Raw genomic sequence first — 16,930 nt, forward strand, 5'->3', positions numbered from 1 at the left:
CATCGCCCACCTTCGCGGCATCTGCGACCGCGTAGGCAAACTCAAATGGCAGCGGCTTCTTGGCCAGCGCAGCAAGCTTGGCCTGCGCCTCTTTCATTTTGGCCTCCATGGCTGCTTTCTTGTCCTTCGCCGCCGTTTTGAGGTCGGCCTTGAGCTTGTCAGCCTCCTTGCGCAGCCGCGTCATTTCCTTTTCGCGTTCCACGCGTTTCGCCTCTGCCTGCGCCTTCATGGAAATGGGGACCAGCGGCACCAGGTCGCGCTGCTTTTTGTCGAGTTCGATGCCGGGCCACGGATAGCGCGTGCTGTTGAAGATGCCGTACAGCGCGTAGTAGTCCTCGTTGCTGATGGGGTCGAATTTGTGGTCGTGGCAGCGTGCGCAGTTGATGCTGAGCCCGAGAAAGGTGCGGCCCAGATTGTCGAGCGTGTCCTCGATCGTGAGATGCTGCGGATAGTCATCCACGCGTGAGCCGAAACGACGCGAGTTGCCGATGTAGCCGGTGGCGATGATGCGGTCGTAACGCTCCGCATCCGTAGCGCCGCCGCGCAGGTCACCGGCGAGCTGATCGCGCACGAATTCATCATACGGCAGGTCGCGATTGAAGGCGGCGATCACCCAGTCGCGATAGCGGCGCATCTGCGGGATCGGATAATCCGAGTTGTCGCCCGCCGTGTCGGCGTAGCGCACCACATCGAGCCAATGACGGCCCCAGCGCTCGCCGTAGGCAGGCGAGTCGAGCAGGCGGTCGACCACGCGAGCGAAGGCATCCTTAGAGTCGTCGGCGAGAAAGGCATCCACTTCCTGCGGCGAAGGCGGCAGCCCCGTCAGATCGTAGGTCGCACGGCGAATCAGCACGCGCTTGTCGGCATCTCGTGCGGGTTTCAATCCGGCCTCTTCCACGCGTGCGAGCACAAACCGGTCAACTTCATTCACCGGCCATGCGTTGTCCTTCACCTTTGGCGGTTGCGGTGTTTCAAGCGGGCGCAGCGACCACCATTCACGCGCCTTGTCCCAATTGATCGCCGACTTCGCCTGCACGGCGGCGACGGTGTCGGTGTCGCGCGGATCTGGCGCACCCATGCGCACCCAGGCTTCGAGATCGGTGATGACATTCGCAGGCAGCTTCTTCTTCGGCGGCATGGCGGTGTCTTCACTGGCGTGGCGCACGGCTTCGATGAGCAAACTCGCCTCCGGATCACCCGGCGTCAGCAGCGGGCCGGTGTCGCCACCTTTGTGCACGCCCGCCCGCGAATCAACCACGAGTCCGCCTTTGATCTTCTTGGCCGTGGCGCTGTGACACTCGTAGCAGTGCTCCACGAGCACCGGGCGGATCTTGTTTTCAAAGAAGGCGAGCTGTTCCGCCGACGGTGTGCCTGCGAAATCCGCCTGCGCGATCTGCGGAACTTCTCCTTCGCCTTTCCATAGCTCGATGCCGGACAGGTTCGCCGCACCGTGACTCGCAGCGATCGCAGTGATCTTGATCTTGCCCGCCACCGGGCGCGCCGGCCATGGACCAAGCTTTTTCCACATGCCTTCCGTGCCGCTCTCAAACGCCTCCACGACGAGCTTGTCGTTCACCTTCAGGCTGAAGCGCTCGTTGTTGTTGTCCTCCCAGACATAGAGAAAGACCTGGTAACCGCCTTCGGGAACCGAATTGAAGGTCACGTTGACGTCATTGCCCCACACGCTGCTGCGGATCATGCGCGTGCGCTCGGTATCCACCGGCGGCTTGAGCAGCACCTTTTGGTTTTCAAAGGTCTTGCCGGAAATCGTAACGTTCTCCGCCTCTTTGCCAGACTCCCACTTGTGATCATCAATCATCAACGCCGGGCCATTGAGATTGATCCCACGCACAAACGTCGCAGGCTCGCCGAATGCGCAAACCGCAGACGCCAGCGCCAGCCCAAGATGAAACACACACCGGTTCATGCTACGAGCGGAGACGGGTCGGGCTGAGGATGTGACGCTTGCCGGCATCGAGATGCGCCACGGCCAGGCGGGCGGCGAGCGCGGAGTCGCCGTCGAGCACCGCCTTTGCGATGCCCCGATGCTCCTCCACGCTCTCACTGAGGCGTTGGGGATTGAGGCTGGTGACGCGGACGATGACCTGATGAATCTTGTCCCGCAGTTGTTCCATCGTGGCGATGATTTGGCGATTGCCATGAAAAGTCGCCAGCAGCAGGTGAAAGCGCGCGTCCAGATCGATCAATTCGGCCACATCGCCTCGCTTGATGGCGGCATCCTGATTTTCCAGACTTTCTTCCAGACTCGCCCGCTGCGCCTCGGTCAACCGTCCCGCCACGCGACCCACGGCATAGGATTCGATCGCCTCGCGCAGTTCGTAGTGATCGACGATGTCATCCACGGTCAAACCGCGAACCACGATCCCTTGCTGCGCCGAGATCGTCACGAACCCCTCCGACTCCAGCCGCTCCAGCGCCACATGCACCGGCGTCTTGCTCATCTCCAGTTGGGCCGCCAGTTGACGCTCGGAGAGAAACGTCCCAGCGGGAAACTCACCCGAGGCGATCAGCCTCCGCAGTTCGGCGTAGGCGCGAGATTGAAGACGGGACGGCAGCGCCGCAGCGGTGGCTTTTTGGGACGGCTTGGACAGGGTTCGGGCGGGCATGGACGGAAAGTTGAGTCAGCCCAAACGTCAGGCGCTCTGGAATCTTACTGGCATACCAGTTAAATAGTTGAAACTTGCCGCTCTCTCATTTTGCCAAAGCACCCGTCACTTCTTCAACTCCGCCAGCATCTCCAGCAGGTTGTTGGTGAGAATGACGGACGTGTCCTCCTGAACCTGATTCGTGCCCAGCCAGGTTTCATAGCCGCCGAGTTTGTGCTGCTCCAGTGTGGGCAGGTAGCCGTGGCGGCCATTGGCGAGGCCGACAACGATCGTTTGTGAAAACGGACTGCGCTTTTTCAAATCGAGGCCGATCTCGACGAAGGTCTCAAATGGGATGCCGCAGACCGCGAGATCGCCGATTCGAATGGCCTGGAGCTGCACAGTGATCGTGTCCTCGGCGCGCTCAGCAGCATTGACGACGCTGCGGGCGTAATTCTGTGCCAGACGCGGCAGCTTCTCGATGGCTTCCTTGTCCTTGACCGCGAGCACGGCTTTTGCTTCGGCGACATCCTGTGCGCTGGGGCGTCGATACTTCAGCGTGATCTCACGCTGGAGCATGCCAAGCCGCACATCGCTCCGATGTTTCTCAATCTTCCGTTGCGCAAACCATGCGGTGTCCGCCGCCTTCTGCGCCACGATGCGTATCTGCTCAAACGGTTCACGCGGAGGACGGATCACGCCGAAAGGAATGTTGTTGATGTCACCGGAGGTGCCATTCGACATCATCGCCACGAAGTTTTCGTCGCTACGCACGCGCGAGGGCATGAGGCGGGCGAATTCGCCGAAGTAATCGGCCGACATTTCTCCTTTCGGAGCGCCGCCGACGTAATGGAGCGAGTAGTTGGCATAGACCGCGATCTGCTTTCGTTTCAAATCCTGCACAGAAATGATCGAGACATCGGGATCGGTGGGACCGGCGGGATGATCGATCACATCCGGACTGGTGCCGGGATTCATTTTCACCTTGTCCAGGCGGCCGAAGGGATTGAGCGGCATCTTGCCGGGTTTCAGATACCAGCGGCGATTGAACACCTCGTCTGGCAGCGGATGTGCCGCCGCGCCGACCGCGGCCGGTTTCAACGCCTCATGTGCCTTGATGATCGATTCAGCAATGCCCTCGACGAAGGTCTTGTAGTATCTCGCTCCCGATTCACTGCTTGCGTTCACACGCGGCCCGCTGTGCGTGTGGGTGGAACTGATGAGCATCTTGTCCGGCGACATGCCGGTCTTCGCCGCCGCGATGGCCTTGGCTTCATTGAGCACATCCGGACCGGCTCCCAACACATCGACCACCACCAGCGCCAGCTTCGTTTGACCGTCGTCTAAAACGATCGCCCGCGAATGAAACGGGTCATGCGCCTTGTCGGCGATGTTGGCACTGAATCCTCCAGGCATGTTCACCGGAAATTCAGTCGGCGTGATGTCCACGGCGGCGGCTCCGGCACGAAGAGCCGGTGCCTGCGCACGGGCGCTGAAGGCACAAAACGAAAGGACACAAAGAACGGGCAGCAGATTTCTCATGAGGAAGTTCAAAACGCTCCTCCAGCCGGCACTCTCGCGGACAACACGCGCTGACGGCACGTTAGGGCTCTTCTTATGCCCTGACCGGCACCCTTTCAGAAATGTTTCCGGCTATTTCACCAAGCCGCTGTTTGAGAGAGGCAATCTTTTCGCGCTGACAGCGCTCCTCCAGTTCACCGCGTTTCAACCTGCGCTCCAGCAGTTCGAGCCTAACTTCGTTCTGCCGAATCTTGTCCTCGAGCTGGCGATCGTGCTCACGCATTGCGGATCCTGCCTGTGACTGAATTCTCGCACGCGGATTCACGCCCGCTCGTTTTTCCTGCGGCTGACTCTCAGCGGCCGCATCTGCGTGCGCAGAAAGCGGTGGCGGCGCAACAGCGCTTGCCCCCTTGGAAAGCAGATGACGGAGTCCGGCCATCGAAACGTCGATGTCATTGCGCAGATTGCGCGCTTCAAGTGAATCAGGGAGGAGTGAGGCCAGCCGGTTCTGAGATCCGATCATTCGCTGATTCCACGCCTCCAGCGCCTCGAGACGGCCCTCCACCTCCTGCAATTCCTGCCTGGTGGACGCCAGTTGTTCCTCATTCTCCTTCATTCGGTTCGCATGCTCGTGCTCTGCAGCGGTCGTGAGAGAGCGCAGTTCGTCATAACGCTGTCTTTGAGTCTTCTCCCCTGACAGGAGTGCCTCAATGCTAGTCAGGAGCGCTGTTTCCCTGTCACGCAGAGCCGCTGTTTGATTTTCCGCCGCAGCTCGTTCCCGAAGCGCAATCTCCAGCTTCTTTTGCTGAGCGTCGATCGTGTCTTGATGGACACCGATCTCGTTCGCCAGGCGTGTGTGCTCCTCATTTGTCGTTGCCAGCTTGGCGGAAGCATCCGTGAACTGTTGTTGAGAGCTTTCAATCTGACTCGTGAGACTCGAAAGTCGTGCTTCAGCCTCCCGCTCCTCAGCATGCCGGCGTTCGAGCATTGCCGAGAGCCCTGCGAGTTCTTCACTTCGGATCGTGACCTTCCTGTTTTTGTCTTCGAGTTCGGCCGATTTGGCCCGCAGTTGCTGCTCATGTTCGTTCAACGACTTCTGCGTTGAACTCAATCCGTCCCGTGCCTGTGCAAGCTGCCGTTTCGTCTCGCCGAGATCTTTTTCCACAGCGACGAGCACCGTTTGACGGTCGGCCAGCAGTGTCTCGAGCGCACAAATCGAATCCTGGAGCTTTGCCTGCCGCTCCTGTTGTGAGGCAAGCACCTGTGTTAGGCGGGTTTGGCACGCCTCCGTGCTGGCGAGTGTTTCGCGTGCGACCGCTGTTTGCTCGTTCAGTTGCTTCAGGTTGGCCCGACTGGCGCAAAGCTCCGCCTCTGTCTTCCGGAGCGACTCGGCGGCATCCTGACGCGCAGCGTCCGCAACACCGGCGGCCTGCCGCGCCGTCTGCTCTTCTACAGTGAGTGATGCAATGTTTGCCTCGATCTCAGTCTGCACCGCCTGAAGCTGCTCATTGCCAAAAGCCAAGTCTTCAGAGGCAACAGCCAGCATGGCCCGTCGATCCTCGACACAGTCATGCTGCATCTTCACCTGATGCAGTTTCGCCTCCGTTTGCTGAAGCTCTCCGGTGCGGGTGGTGATGTCTGCATAAAGCTGCTCCTGTTGTTCCCTCGCCTGCGAGAGGTTCTCCAAGAGGGCCTGGAGTGCGCCCTGCGCGGTTTCGGCAGCACTGGTGGTCTCATCGAAAACCCGGCCGGCCGTCATCGTCTTTTCTTCCAACGACTTGAGGTGATCCTCCTCAACCGCCCTTCTGCCGCTCAGTTCTTGAAGCGCCGTCAACGACTGCTCTTTGCGTGCGGCCAAAGTCTGCAGTTCATGGCGCAGTTCTGCCTCGATGGCCTGAAGCCGGTTCACCTCGGCGGAAACCTCGTGATACCGGCTGTTCACCTTTGCCAAGTCCGAGCAGGCGCGTTCGTGGCGTGCCGACAGCAGCCCCAGACTTTGCATCCGTTCTTGGTGCAGCATTTCCACATCCTGAACAGCGGCAGTCACCTCGGCCAACCGCCCCAGTGGCATATCCGCCGCGAGAGGAATCTGGAGTTCGCGACCGTTATCGAGCACAAAAGCAAGCTTGGTCATAGGAGCGGGAGGGTCAGATTTTTAAAAATCAGTGTCTCTAAAATGTAGGCCAGTGACTTTTTTTTGCAAAACTTAATTAATTTTAAGCTCTGTGGGGATTTTTTGAGAAAAGCCAGCGTCACCGAAGGGCTCGGAGCCTCAGTTCATTCACCAATTAAAGCCGCCACCTGAATCGCAACTGACTCATCATGAGACTTTAATGCCTCGCCGAGCTTTTCGCGATCCTTGCCGAAGCGCTTGAGAAGCGACTGAGCGATGGCACAGGCCGACTGAAACTGCCCATCACCGTCAGCGTCGATCCAGACCGGATTGGTGGACCCAATGACGCGAGGAGTGAAGGTCTTGCTCGTTGCCTGATACGGGCGCGGAATCTCCCAAAACGGCTCCGTCACCCCTGGCCCCGTGGCGATGGCCACCAGATGCACATCGTGCGCCGGACGAGGCAGTTCCCACGCGACCCGCGCCTTTTCACCCGCATGATGCTCATCACTCAGCGCCTGCTCCCGGACGAGAATCCCGTTGGCGAAGAGCTCGACGTGATCTGCCGTCACCCACGAGGGGCCACTAACAATGATCTCGACCTTGATCTTTTCTCCGAGCCCGGTGGCCAGATGACCAACCGTGAAACGCCCGTCCACCGTCATCGTGGTTAGCAGTCCGAGGCTGACAAGCAATCGCCCTTCCCGGTAGCTGTGCCAGATTTCGTCGAGATTGAGGTGGGATGGATCCGCATCGTCGACCGCGACATAAGTCCGCCCCTGCCCAAGAATGAACCGATTCACGTCATGACTGTCGCTTGATCCCACCGCCGAGATGCGGTGTCCGCGGTTCAGCAGGGCAAACCAGTCACGATACAGCAGATGGATGTCGGACTGCATCGCGGCGGAAGTCACCACCTCCATGGCATCGACGTCCAGCGCATCCGCCTGACGATGTTTGCCCGTCTTCGGATTGAATTGGACGCCGCCCAACGGCACAAATCCGCTGTGCAGATCGCGCGGGTGATTCAGCGTGATGACTTTCACACCCGGCGTTGCACGAATGGCAGGCAAGAGTATTGCCCAGTCGTCCTCAGCGACATCCACGACCTTCGCACCCGGCTGAATGGGGAATGCGTTGAAATGACCATGCTTGGTGGTGACCTCATTGCCGATCACCGGCGTAAAGCGATCCGCCACGCCCATGCTCGCTGCCATGGGTGCGTAATCCGTATGATGATTGTGATCCGTTGAGATCGCCAGTTCGATCCCCTCGCCCGCTATCGTGAGCATGCGTTCCTCGATCTTCGCATCGCCGTGACCACTGAACGTCAATGTGTGGATGTGGCTGTCAGCGGCGATCCAGCCACTCGTGTCCACCTCGCGTCGCAACTCCATCCTCATCTCCTTGGTGTCGCCAACCTTCAGCGAAACCGCCTGCTTCGCCACGCTCCACTCAAATCCACGCCCGGCATGCACGACGTAATCTCCTGGCGGGACAGAGATCGATGCATGCCCGTTCTTGGAATAAACCACGCCCGTTCGTGCGGCGACAGCGCCGGCAGGTTCGGCAAACAACGGCTGCAGAGTGCCATCGGCCCGCGTCAGTGTGATCCGGCAAGGTGACGTCTCTCCGTTTGGCAGCGCAGTCACCGTCACCTCAATGCGAGCACCACCAATCGTCTCAGTGACTGGCTTCGCCGTCAAAATCACCGGACCCACCTCGATGTCATCCAGACTCGCAGGAGCCTCGACGACAAGAACGTTCTCCCCGTCACGCACAGCACCTGCAGGCACCGCCAGCACACACTCCTGAGGAGTCTCGGCGGTGACGAGCGCACCCAACTTGCGATTGTTGAGAAGCACCGGCCATCCCAGCTTCACGTCCCGCTGCCAGATGCGCAGCGTGTGTTCATGAGTGTTTGACCTGGCTTCAAAACGGATCTCCAGCCGTTCGGCATCCACAGGACGGTCTTTGAAGACATCCCACTCGTATTGCCCTGGTCTGCCCAGATGAAGTCGCCTCGACTCCAAAGTCATTTCCTGTGAAACCGCCACGAGCCGGAAACCGAAGACGCACACAACGAGGAGATGAAACCGTTTCATGGCGTGCTCTTCTTCATCACATGGTTCAAAGCCGCCAATAGGTCGAGCCGACGAAAGGTCTGACCGCTTGCTTTGTCCTCCACCGGTTTGCCAGTGTCGTGGAAGATCTTCATCATGGCTTCAGCGATATTCTTGCCGTCGGCCTGCCATGGATATCCGCTCTTCTCGATGGCCTCACGCAGGATCATCGCGGAGCCACACACAATGGCGTTGGAGGAACTGGTGGCACGCGCAGGCACCAGCAAATCGACTTTGGCGCTGCGATCCAGCACCACGACTTCCTTACCCGGGGCCACGGCACCGATGGCGAAACAGTTTGGCTGCGAAGCGGGCCATGAAATGCCCTTCGTGAAGTTGTGATTCCCCGCCGGGGCGCTGACCCAGACGCCGAGTTCGCGCAAAGTGGCGAGCTTGGCGTCGATCTCGGTGGCCACTGGTTCCCCATGTTCCTGGTCGTCCACCGGTGCCAGGTTTACCGTGGTAATGTGATGCTCGACATGATGGTCGATGACCCATTGCAGCGCACGCGCAAGCGAGGCGCTGTCGGCGACCTTGCAATGGCAGCACTCCAGACTGCGCACGATGGCGATCTGATTGTTGAAAGCGACCCCCCGTTTGCTGCCATGATTCACGGAGGAAGGAATCCCGATGGTGCTGCCGTGGTAGCCTTTGCCCTCGTGCTTCGGATCATCATCACCGTCCACCGCGTCGTAGGTTACCCGGACTTTCGGCACGCCTTCGACCACAGCCTGCCACTCAGGCTTCGACATCGTGCAGCCGTCGTCCAGCAAGGCCAGCGTCTGGCCTCGGCCAAATGTCAGCACATCAGCGTATTTCGCCCACGACGCCGTGACACCTGCGTGTTCGAACTCGGCAGGCTGTGCAGCTTCCTGTGCTGCGGTGAGGCTGGACGCGAACAAGAAGCCGCGAGCAATGTGTCTGAAGATCGTCATTTAGAAGTCAGGAAGGCCAGCAAATCGCGCAATTCAGCGTCGGTGAGCGACATCACGAGTCCCGGCGGCATCAATGAGGTTTTCAGCTCGATGCGACTGACGATATCAGTTTCGGGAAAAGACTTCTCCTTGCCAGTGAGATCCCGAAACACGTCCGTGTTCGAAGAACGGAGCAGGATGCCCATGAACTCGGTGCCGTCTTTGAGCTTCACGAGGGACGGATAAAACTGCGGCGCGACTTCGCGATGCGGCTCGAGAATCGAACGCAGGATCGCGGCGCGATCGCCCTGCTGCGCGACAAGCGTGAGGTCCGGGCCCACCACATTGCCACGACCGCTGTGGCGATGACAGGTGGAGCACAGCGCCACCTTCGTGTTGAAGAAGATGCGCCGGCCGGTGTCAGGATTCGCTTTGCCTGGCAACGCATCGAGCATTTTCAACCAGTCGTCGGTGTTGTCGAAAGCGGGCCTGCTGCTGCTGGGCGTGAACCCATCGGTGAAACGCAGAGCACGTCTGGCTTCGTCTTGAATGATCGGGTTGTCACTCGTCTTGAGCTTTTGCAGCAACGCCGTGTCATCGACGCCAAGAATCGCCTCGGCGCGCAGCTGCGGGCTGCGTTTTTCATCCGCCGCGATCTCAGCGCTGGCCCGGCGTGCCGCCAAGGTGCGCACAGCTTCGAGTTGCAACACGGGATCGTCGCTCGCGGCAAACTGACGCAGAAGGTCGAGCGTGAGCTGCTTTTGATCCGGCGGGACAAGCCGCAGCGCGTAACCTTTGATCCGCGCCGGCGTCTGTGGGTTGGTGATATGTTCGATCAACACGGCGGGGTTCGTCACGCCGGCGCCCGGATCGTCGCGCAAGGTGTTCACGGTGGCCAGCACGGCTTCAAAGAGCCGGAAACTGAGCTTGGGATCGGCAAGCATGGCCTCGACCTGCGGCAGGAATTCTTTCAAAACCGCGTCGGCCGTCCAGCGCAGGCACTCGAAACGCATTTCAGGATCGGGATCGTGGAAGAAGGCACGCACCCATTTCTCATCGTTCAAATCGATCCGACGCATGGCCACCAAAGCCCACACGCGGTCCTGTGGTGCGAGCGCTTTCACAGCGTCAATCGTCAGACTGGAGCGCGAGAGCGCAGTGAGCGCGGCATCCGAGAGATAGGCGTCTGAACCGCGCGCGAGTTCGAGCAGCTTCGCAGTTTCGAGCTTCGCCTTGCCTTCGCGCAGCTTGCTCGCGAGTTCGGCCTCGGGCGTGGGCGGATCGTTCTTCTCCTTGATCCATGGAGCACCGGTGACTTCGAGTTTCCAGAGTCGGCCACGTTTGTGAATCGGATACGAGGAGAAGACCCAGTCATTCAAATAGAACACCCCCTTGCCTGCATCGACCATGCAGGTCGGGCGGAAATAATCGCTGCCTTTGACGATCGGGATGCGCTCGGAAGTGTAGCCCGCGCCTTTTCGGGTGAGCGGAAAATAGTCGATGCTGTGATCGCTCCAGCTCGGGATCAGCACGCCGCCACCGAATTCGGCGATGGCACACGGTGCTTCGCCGGAAGGATGCACCATGCCAATGGTGCCACGCAGTTCGCCGTTCATGCCGACGAACGGATGCACCGGCGCGCTGCCATAGACCCACTGGAAGCCATAGTCTGCGCCTTCAACGACGTTCAGCAAACGGCACGGCGGCCGGCTGCCCGGATCGTTTTCCGCAGCGAAGATCTCGCCATCAGCGCGAACGAGAAGACCAAAAGGATTCCAAAAGCCGCGGGCGATGCGGCGGAGGTTCTTGCCATCGGCACTACAGCGGAAGACACCGCCCTCGCCACGTCCGCTCACATTTCCGCCATCGGTGCCGGTGAGCGTCCAGTCTTTTCCGAAGTTTTCACCGAGCGAGAAGACAAGCCCGCCATCCGGATGCCAGGCCATGCCGCTAAGGCCGTTGTGCGGATAATCGGCCACGGTGTCGAGCGTGGCCAGGTTCTCCTCCGTGTCGCCGATGCCGTCGCCATTTGTATCTTTGACGCGCAACACGCGATCACGCTCGGCGAGGTAGATCCAGCCATCGGGGCCGCATTCGACGTGCATGGTGGCGTCGGTCTTGTTGTAAAACACGCGACGGTTCTTGCCGTTTGCATCAAAGACCAGCACTTCATCGTGTTCCGGACCGTCGTAATCACCCGGGCGAAAGTGCGTGTGGCATGCGATCGTCCAGACGTTGCCCTTGTCATCCACATCGATGCCCGTCGGTGTGACCACGTCGGGATGCTCGGCAAGCAGAGTGAGTTTGACGCCCGGTTGCAGCGTTTCGATCTGCGGTGCCAGATCAGCGGGCACCTCGGGCGATTTGTCGGGAGACGTGCGCGCCGCATGCAATGACACGGCAGAAACGAGGAGAAAGATCAGCAGTTGTTTCATGAGAATCAGGCGTGAGGACGGCGGACGGCAACGGCTTCAACCTCGTATTTGAGCGACGGCGGCAGGCAGTTCGTGATCGTTGTTCGTGCAGGCGACGGCTGCGGGAAGTATTCGCGGTAGAGCTGGTTGTAGAGCGGCAGGTCTGCTTCATCACGCACGTAGTTCCGCGTCTGCACGACGTGCTCAAGATCACTGCCCGCGGCTTCGAGAACCTTGCGCACGTTCTCGATGCTGCGCCGGAACTCTCCTTCAAAGCTGTCGCTGATGATGCTGCCGGACTGACCCACAGAGGCCTGACCGGAGACAAATATCAGATCTCCGACCACCACACAGGGGCTGAAGGGCAGATGCGAGGTGGGCGTGTCAGGGAGCTGCGGATAGGAGACGTTCGGATGGGTCATGGCTGAGTGAAGATGAACGCTCCCACTCCCGCCACTTCATCACGCGATCAACTCCGCAATCGGCCTGCCATTTTCCACGATGTGCACCGGACGGCCGTTGAGGTCGTCGATCGTCACCTTCGAGTAATCGATTCCAAGATGGTGATAAACGGTCGCGAGGAAGTCGCTCGCGTTGCACGGACGTTCAACCACGTCCTCGCCGCGCTTGTCGCTGGCACCGATGACACCGCCGGTCTGAATGCCGCCACCGGCCCAGATGTTGGTAAATGCACGCGGCCAGTGATCGCGACCGGGTTGCAGCGTGCCGGTCGGGCCGCTGGCATCACCCGCGCCGGTGCTGCGGTCGAAGCTGATTTTCGGCGTGCGTCCAAATTCACCCGTGACGACGACCAGCACCTTCTTGTCGAGTCCGCGTGCGTAGATGTCTTCGATGAGCGCCGAAACACAGCGATCATAGGTTGGCATGCGGAAGCGCAGCGCTTCAAACTGATGCTGGTTCACCGCGTGGTCATCCCAGTTGTTGACGCGACCGCACAGCGGACCACTGAGATTGCTCGTGACGATTTCCACGCCCGCTTCGACGAGACGACGCGCCAGCAGCAACTGCTGCCCCCATCGGTTGCGTCCGTAGCGATCGCGCGTGGCCGGATCTTCCTTGCTAAGGTCAAACGCATCACGCGTGTGCGGATTCGTCAGCAGCGTGGCAGCCTGTGCTTCAAATTCATCCAGTGCGCCCAGTTCGCCCTCGCGGTCAAACGCACGCTCCATCTTGTCCAGGCTCTTGCGAAGCGCGAGCCGGTCGCTCAGACGGCGCGTCTCGGCCTCATCATCCATGCCGATGTTCGGCACCTGGAAATTCGGACGATTCGGATCGTCGCTGACGCCAAAGGGCGCATACGCATCTCCCAGATAGGCCGGGCTCGAGTATTCTGGCGAAGGCGGCGGCACGCCGATGTAGTTCGGCAGCGGATTGCTGCGCCCGCCTTCCTTGGCTCTCAGATAGTGCGCCACCGACATCCAGTCCGGCAGCCGCGGCTTCGGCTTGTCACGCGTGTCCTTGTCTCCGGAGAACATCTGCATCGTGCCCGCCGGATGACCACCGGCGCTTTGATGCATCGAACGCAGCACGGTGAACTTGTCGGCGATCTTCGCATTCATTGGCAGCAGTTCGGTGAAGTGCGTGCCAGGAATCTTAGTGCTGATCGTCTTGAAGGGGCCGCGATACTCGCTGCTCGCATCCGGCTTCGGATCGTAAGTGTCGATGTGCGACTGACCGCCCGGCAGCCAGACCATGATGATCGATTTGCGCTCGCCTTTCGGCTTCAACGCATTCTCTGCACGCAGCTTCAACAACCCTGGCCAGCTCAAAGTCGCCATCCCCGCCAGACCAAACTGCATGAACCCACGCCGCGACACAGGACCGGCGCAACGAACAACTGAAGGAGGCTGAATGATGGATGACATGCTTTTTAGAGATCGATTACTTGCTACCAAATACGGCGACTTCCTTGCCATTCGTTCCATCCCACACGCGCAAAACGCTGTCTTCACCGCCGGCGATGAGCGTGGCACCATTCGGCGTGCTGACGGCGGCCTGCATGTAGTCGGGGAGGTTCGCCATGGATCGGACCTCGGCGCCGTCATCGGTGACGATGCGCACGCGGTTGTCGCCAGCGGAGGTGACGATCTGATTCGTGGCGCCGATGAACTGCAGGGAGGTGACCTCCTTGGTCCAGCCTTCGATCTTTTTCTTCCGCTCGCCGATGATCATGTCCCAGGTCACCACGGTGCCGTCTGCTCCGGCGGTGGCGAGCACACGGCCGTCGCTGCGGTAGGCGATGCCCATGACGTGATGCGTGTGGCCTTCAAACAGGTTCACCTGCTTGCCAGAGGCGATGTCGGTGACGCGGGCGATCTTGTCGGCGGCACCGGAGGCGAGACGTTTGCCGTCGGGCGAGAAATCGAGGCACAGCACCGTGTCCGTGTGATGCTCTTTCCAAGTATGTGTCGCCTTGCCGGTCGCGACGTCGAAGAAGATGATGTCGCCGGAACGGGACAGCTCACCACCGCCGGTGGCGAGCGTTTTGCCATCAGGACTGAAGCGCACAGCATTGACGCGATCGGCGAAGAGCCCCTTCTGGTCGATCTTGCGCTCCAACGTCCATCGCAACGTAGTTCCCACGGTTTGAGTGCTCGCCTTGGTGGCGACAAAGGATCCATCGGGCGCAGCGGCGATCGTGGTCGTTGCGGCGACGTTGGCACCGCTCTCTTCGATCGGTGTTCCGGTGGCGGCGGCCCACACACGCAGTGTGCCGTCGTCGAACAGTGAGGCCACACGCTGAGCATCGGCGGAAAAGGAAACCGCGACGGGCTTCGTGGTCGTCTTGGTCAACGACTGCTTCAACGCGGCGAGATCGGCAGTGGCCTTGTCCTGCGCCGTCTTCGCTGCGGTGATCGCGGCATTCGCAGCGGTCACGGCCTTGGCGTTGGCGGCCTTCGAATCGGTGATGCGTTTCACATCAGCTTCGGCGTCCTTCACATTGCTTTCGGCGGCCGATACGGCCGCGAGGGCGGAAACCTCGGTCATCTTGGCGGTGATGAGTTTGTCCTGCGCTGTTTTGAGCTCTTTGTCGAGTGCAGCGTCCGGTTTGCCATCCGGCACAGCTTTGATCTTGGCGGCGACTTCATCCACCGCCTTTTGCGCAGTGGTCTTTGCTTCAGTCGTCGGCGGCACCGCCTTCTGCTTCTCAGGAAGCACCTTCTTCATCGTCACGATGGCCTCCTTCGCTTTGCCCAACAGCACATCGAGCGCCTTGTCCTGTGCTTCGATGCGGGCGATCTCACTTTTCTGAAATGCCTGCTCCAGCGTCTGGGCGGCAATGGTCCAGTCGAGCTCCGCCATCTTTTTCGTGGTCGCCACGCTGCCGCGCAGTTCGATGACCGGCTTTGCTGTCGCCGCATCCCAAACGCGCACAGAGCCATCGTCACAGCCGGTGACGACCAGCTTGCCATCGGCGGACATCGCACTGCTCACCACGACCACTTTGCCGGTCGTAGCGATCTTCTTGATCAAATCGGCGCTCGCCGGAGCAGAGGTTGTTTTCGCACCATTCGCCGCCGGCTTGCCAGTGCTCATCTTCCAGATCTTTACTTCGCGGAAACTGCCGCTCGCGAGTCGCGTTCCGTCCGGACTGAACGCGAGAGACTGCACCAGCGCCCGATGCGCCGCACCGTTCTTCTCCGCCGGATCGCTGATCTGCATCACGAGCTGACGCGTGGCCAGATCGTAGAGGAAGATCTGGTTCGAGCGGCCGCAGGCGGCGTAGCGGCCATCCTTCGTCATCGCCACGGTGTAGATGGGATCGACGCTGGCGGCGAATTCCTTGAGCACGACCGTTCTCTCCTGGATCACCGAGTCCTTGGCGCCCTGGTCGATCCACTGTTTGAGGATCGCGATCTCAGCGGGGGTGAGATTCACCGCGCCGGACTTGTTGTTGCCCGGCGGCATCTCCATGTCGTGCTGATGCAGCGAAGCCTGCACCACGAGACTCTGCATGCTCTTGCCCGGCACGATCGACGGTCCGTTTTCACCGCCTTTGATCATCAACGCGGGCGTCTCCATGTTCAGATCGGCCTTCGTGGTCGTCTTGTTGTGGCACGAGATGCAGTTCGCCTTGAGGAACGGGTAGACGTCCTTGTAGAAGTCGTACTCCGTCACCGCCAGGGCGGCTGATGAGGTGCTCAGAAGAACGAGAATGGAACGTAGGTTCATCACTTGCTGGCGGTGGTGACTGGCGCGGGTTTCACGGAAATGCGAACCGGCTCGGAGACGATGATGTCCACCGTGTCCTTCGGCGATGCCTCGGCGGTGACGGCTTTCATGCGCTTCGCGGCGCTGGCCATCGCGGCTTCGGCCTGCTTCTGCTTTTCAGCGGCGACCTTGGTGGCATTAGCATCGGTGGCGGCCACCTTCTTGGCCTCCTCAGCAGCGGTGGCGGCGAGTTCTTCGGCTTTTTTCTGCTCCGCTTCGGCCAGCGGCACGGCGGCCGGGTTGTAGCTGTATTTGCAAATGCCGAGACTGTAGAAAGCGATCGTGTAGTCTCCCGGTGCGACCTTCAACGCTGCCAGATCGAGCGCCGCTTCGTGCGTCGCGGCCTTGATCGGGATGTCGAACTCTTTCAAGCCGCTGAAGCCATCGCCGTAGGCCTTCACCTTGATCGAAGTGCCGTTGAAATCGTTCCGCCAGGTCAGCTTGAGCGGAATCTTCAGCGTCTCGCCCGCCGTGGCTTCATACACTTTGTTCTCGGCAGCGGCGATGCTCACCGGCGATTTTTCGGAATCAGTGACGGACACTGGAATGTCAGCCATGAGGCGGGGCGCAGGAATCTCGCCTTTCGCGTCTTTCACCGGCCACTCCATGCTCGCCATGCGGACCGGACGTGTGACTTCCTTGCCGTTGATGACGGCCTTGCCTGTGATACTTGCCAAGGAGAAGCCGGGCTTGGCATCACCGGCAGCAGTAAGAATGAGATGACCATAGGGCTTGCCCTTCGCGATCTTCAAACCGGCGGCGCTGACACCCGGCGGCAGGTTGTCCATGCTGATCTCAATCTCGCCGTCAAAGCCATCGCGGCGCTGGACAACAACTTCATACACACGCGAATCACCGGCGCGCAGTGCCATCGGCTTCGAAAGCGCGGCGCGGTCGCCGTTGCGCAGCGTCATGTGCACGGCCCAGCCGGCGAGGGAGAAATCCGGCGCGGCCTGACGCACGATGAGACGATAGATGTTGTTCGCATCGCTGCGCGTGCCGCCGA

The 16,930-nt window shown here is 60.2% G+C and carries 10 protein-coding genes and 1 pseudogene; all 11 read right to left on the reverse strand.

Features of this window, described 5'->3' with window-relative positions:
• Positions 1-1,927, reverse strand: a 1,927-nt coding sequence (locus KDL09_RS06740; protein WP_294383001.1) for a DUF1549 domain-containing protein, incomplete at its 3' end; no start/stop codon positions are given.
• Position 1,928: 1 nt separating this feature from the next.
• Positions 1,929-2,627 carry a GntR family transcriptional regulator gene (locus tag KDL09_RS06745; protein WP_294383003.1) on the reverse strand — a complete coding sequence of 233 codons (699 nt, stop codon included), beginning with the start codon at positions 2,625-2,627 and terminating at the stop codon, positions 1,929-1,931.
• Positions 2,628-2,732: 105 nt separating this feature from the next.
• Positions 2,733-4,148 (reverse strand): neutral/alkaline non-lysosomal ceramidase N-terminal domain-containing protein, encoded by a 1,416-nt coding sequence (locus KDL09_RS06750; RefSeq protein ID WP_294383005.1) that lies wholly within the window; start codon positions 4,146-4,148, stop codon positions 2,733-2,735.
• A 73-nt stretch (positions 4,149-4,221) separates the two neighbouring features.
• Positions 4,222-6,261, reverse strand: a complete 2,040-nt coding sequence (locus KDL09_RS06755; protein ID WP_294383007.1) for a hypothetical protein — start codon at positions 6,259-6,261, stop codon at positions 4,222-4,224.
• A 143-nt stretch (positions 6,262-6,404) separates the two neighbouring features.
• Positions 6,405-8,345, reverse strand: a complete 1,941-nt coding sequence (locus KDL09_RS06760) for a CehA/McbA family metallohydrolase (RefSeq protein WP_294383010.1) — start codon at positions 8,343-8,345, stop codon at positions 6,405-6,407.
• Complete coding sequence (locus KDL09_RS06765) at positions 8,342-9,298, reverse strand: S8/S53 family peptidase (protein ID WP_294383012.1); 957 nt, start codon at positions 9,296-9,298, stop codon at positions 8,342-8,344. The genes KDL09_RS06760 and KDL09_RS06765 overlap by 4 nt, the downstream gene beginning before the upstream one ends.
• The gene (locus KDL09_RS06770) at positions 9,295-11,712 is read right to left on the reverse strand and encodes a PVC-type heme-binding CxxCH protein (protein WP_294383014.1); all 2,418 of its coding nucleotides are present in this window, start codon (positions 11,710-11,712) and stop codon (positions 9,295-9,297) included. Before KDL09_RS06770 ends, KDL09_RS06765 begins: the two co-directional genes overlap by 4 nt.
• A gap of 5 nt (positions 11,713-11,717) precedes the next feature.
• Positions 11,718-12,113, reverse strand: coding sequence for a RidA family protein (locus tag KDL09_RS06775; protein WP_294383015.1), 396 nt, complete (start codon positions 12,111-12,113; stop codon positions 11,718-11,720).
• A gap of 39 nt (positions 12,114-12,152) precedes the next feature.
• The gene (locus KDL09_RS06780) at positions 12,153-13,577 is read right to left on the reverse strand and encodes a DUF1501 domain-containing protein (RefSeq protein WP_294383017.1); all 1,425 of its coding nucleotides are present in this window, start codon (positions 13,575-13,577) and stop codon (positions 12,153-12,155) included.
• Between the two features lie 16 nt (positions 13,578-13,593).
• Positions 13,594-15,885: a c-type cytochrome domain-containing protein gene (locus KDL09_RS06785; RefSeq protein WP_294383019.1), complete on the reverse strand. Its 2,292-nt coding sequence runs from the start codon at positions 15,883-15,885 to the stop codon at positions 13,594-13,596.
• Positions 15,885-16,930, reverse strand: a pseudogene (locus KDL09_RS06790) (serine protease); the annotation flags it as partial. The pseudogene KDL09_RS06790 and the gene KDL09_RS06785, both read right to left, overlap by 1 nt.

The organism is Prosthecobacter sp. (genome assembly GCF_020439865.1).
Classification (GTDB): domain Bacteria; phylum Verrucomicrobiota; class Verrucomicrobiia; order Verrucomicrobiales; family Verrucomicrobiaceae; genus Prosthecobacter.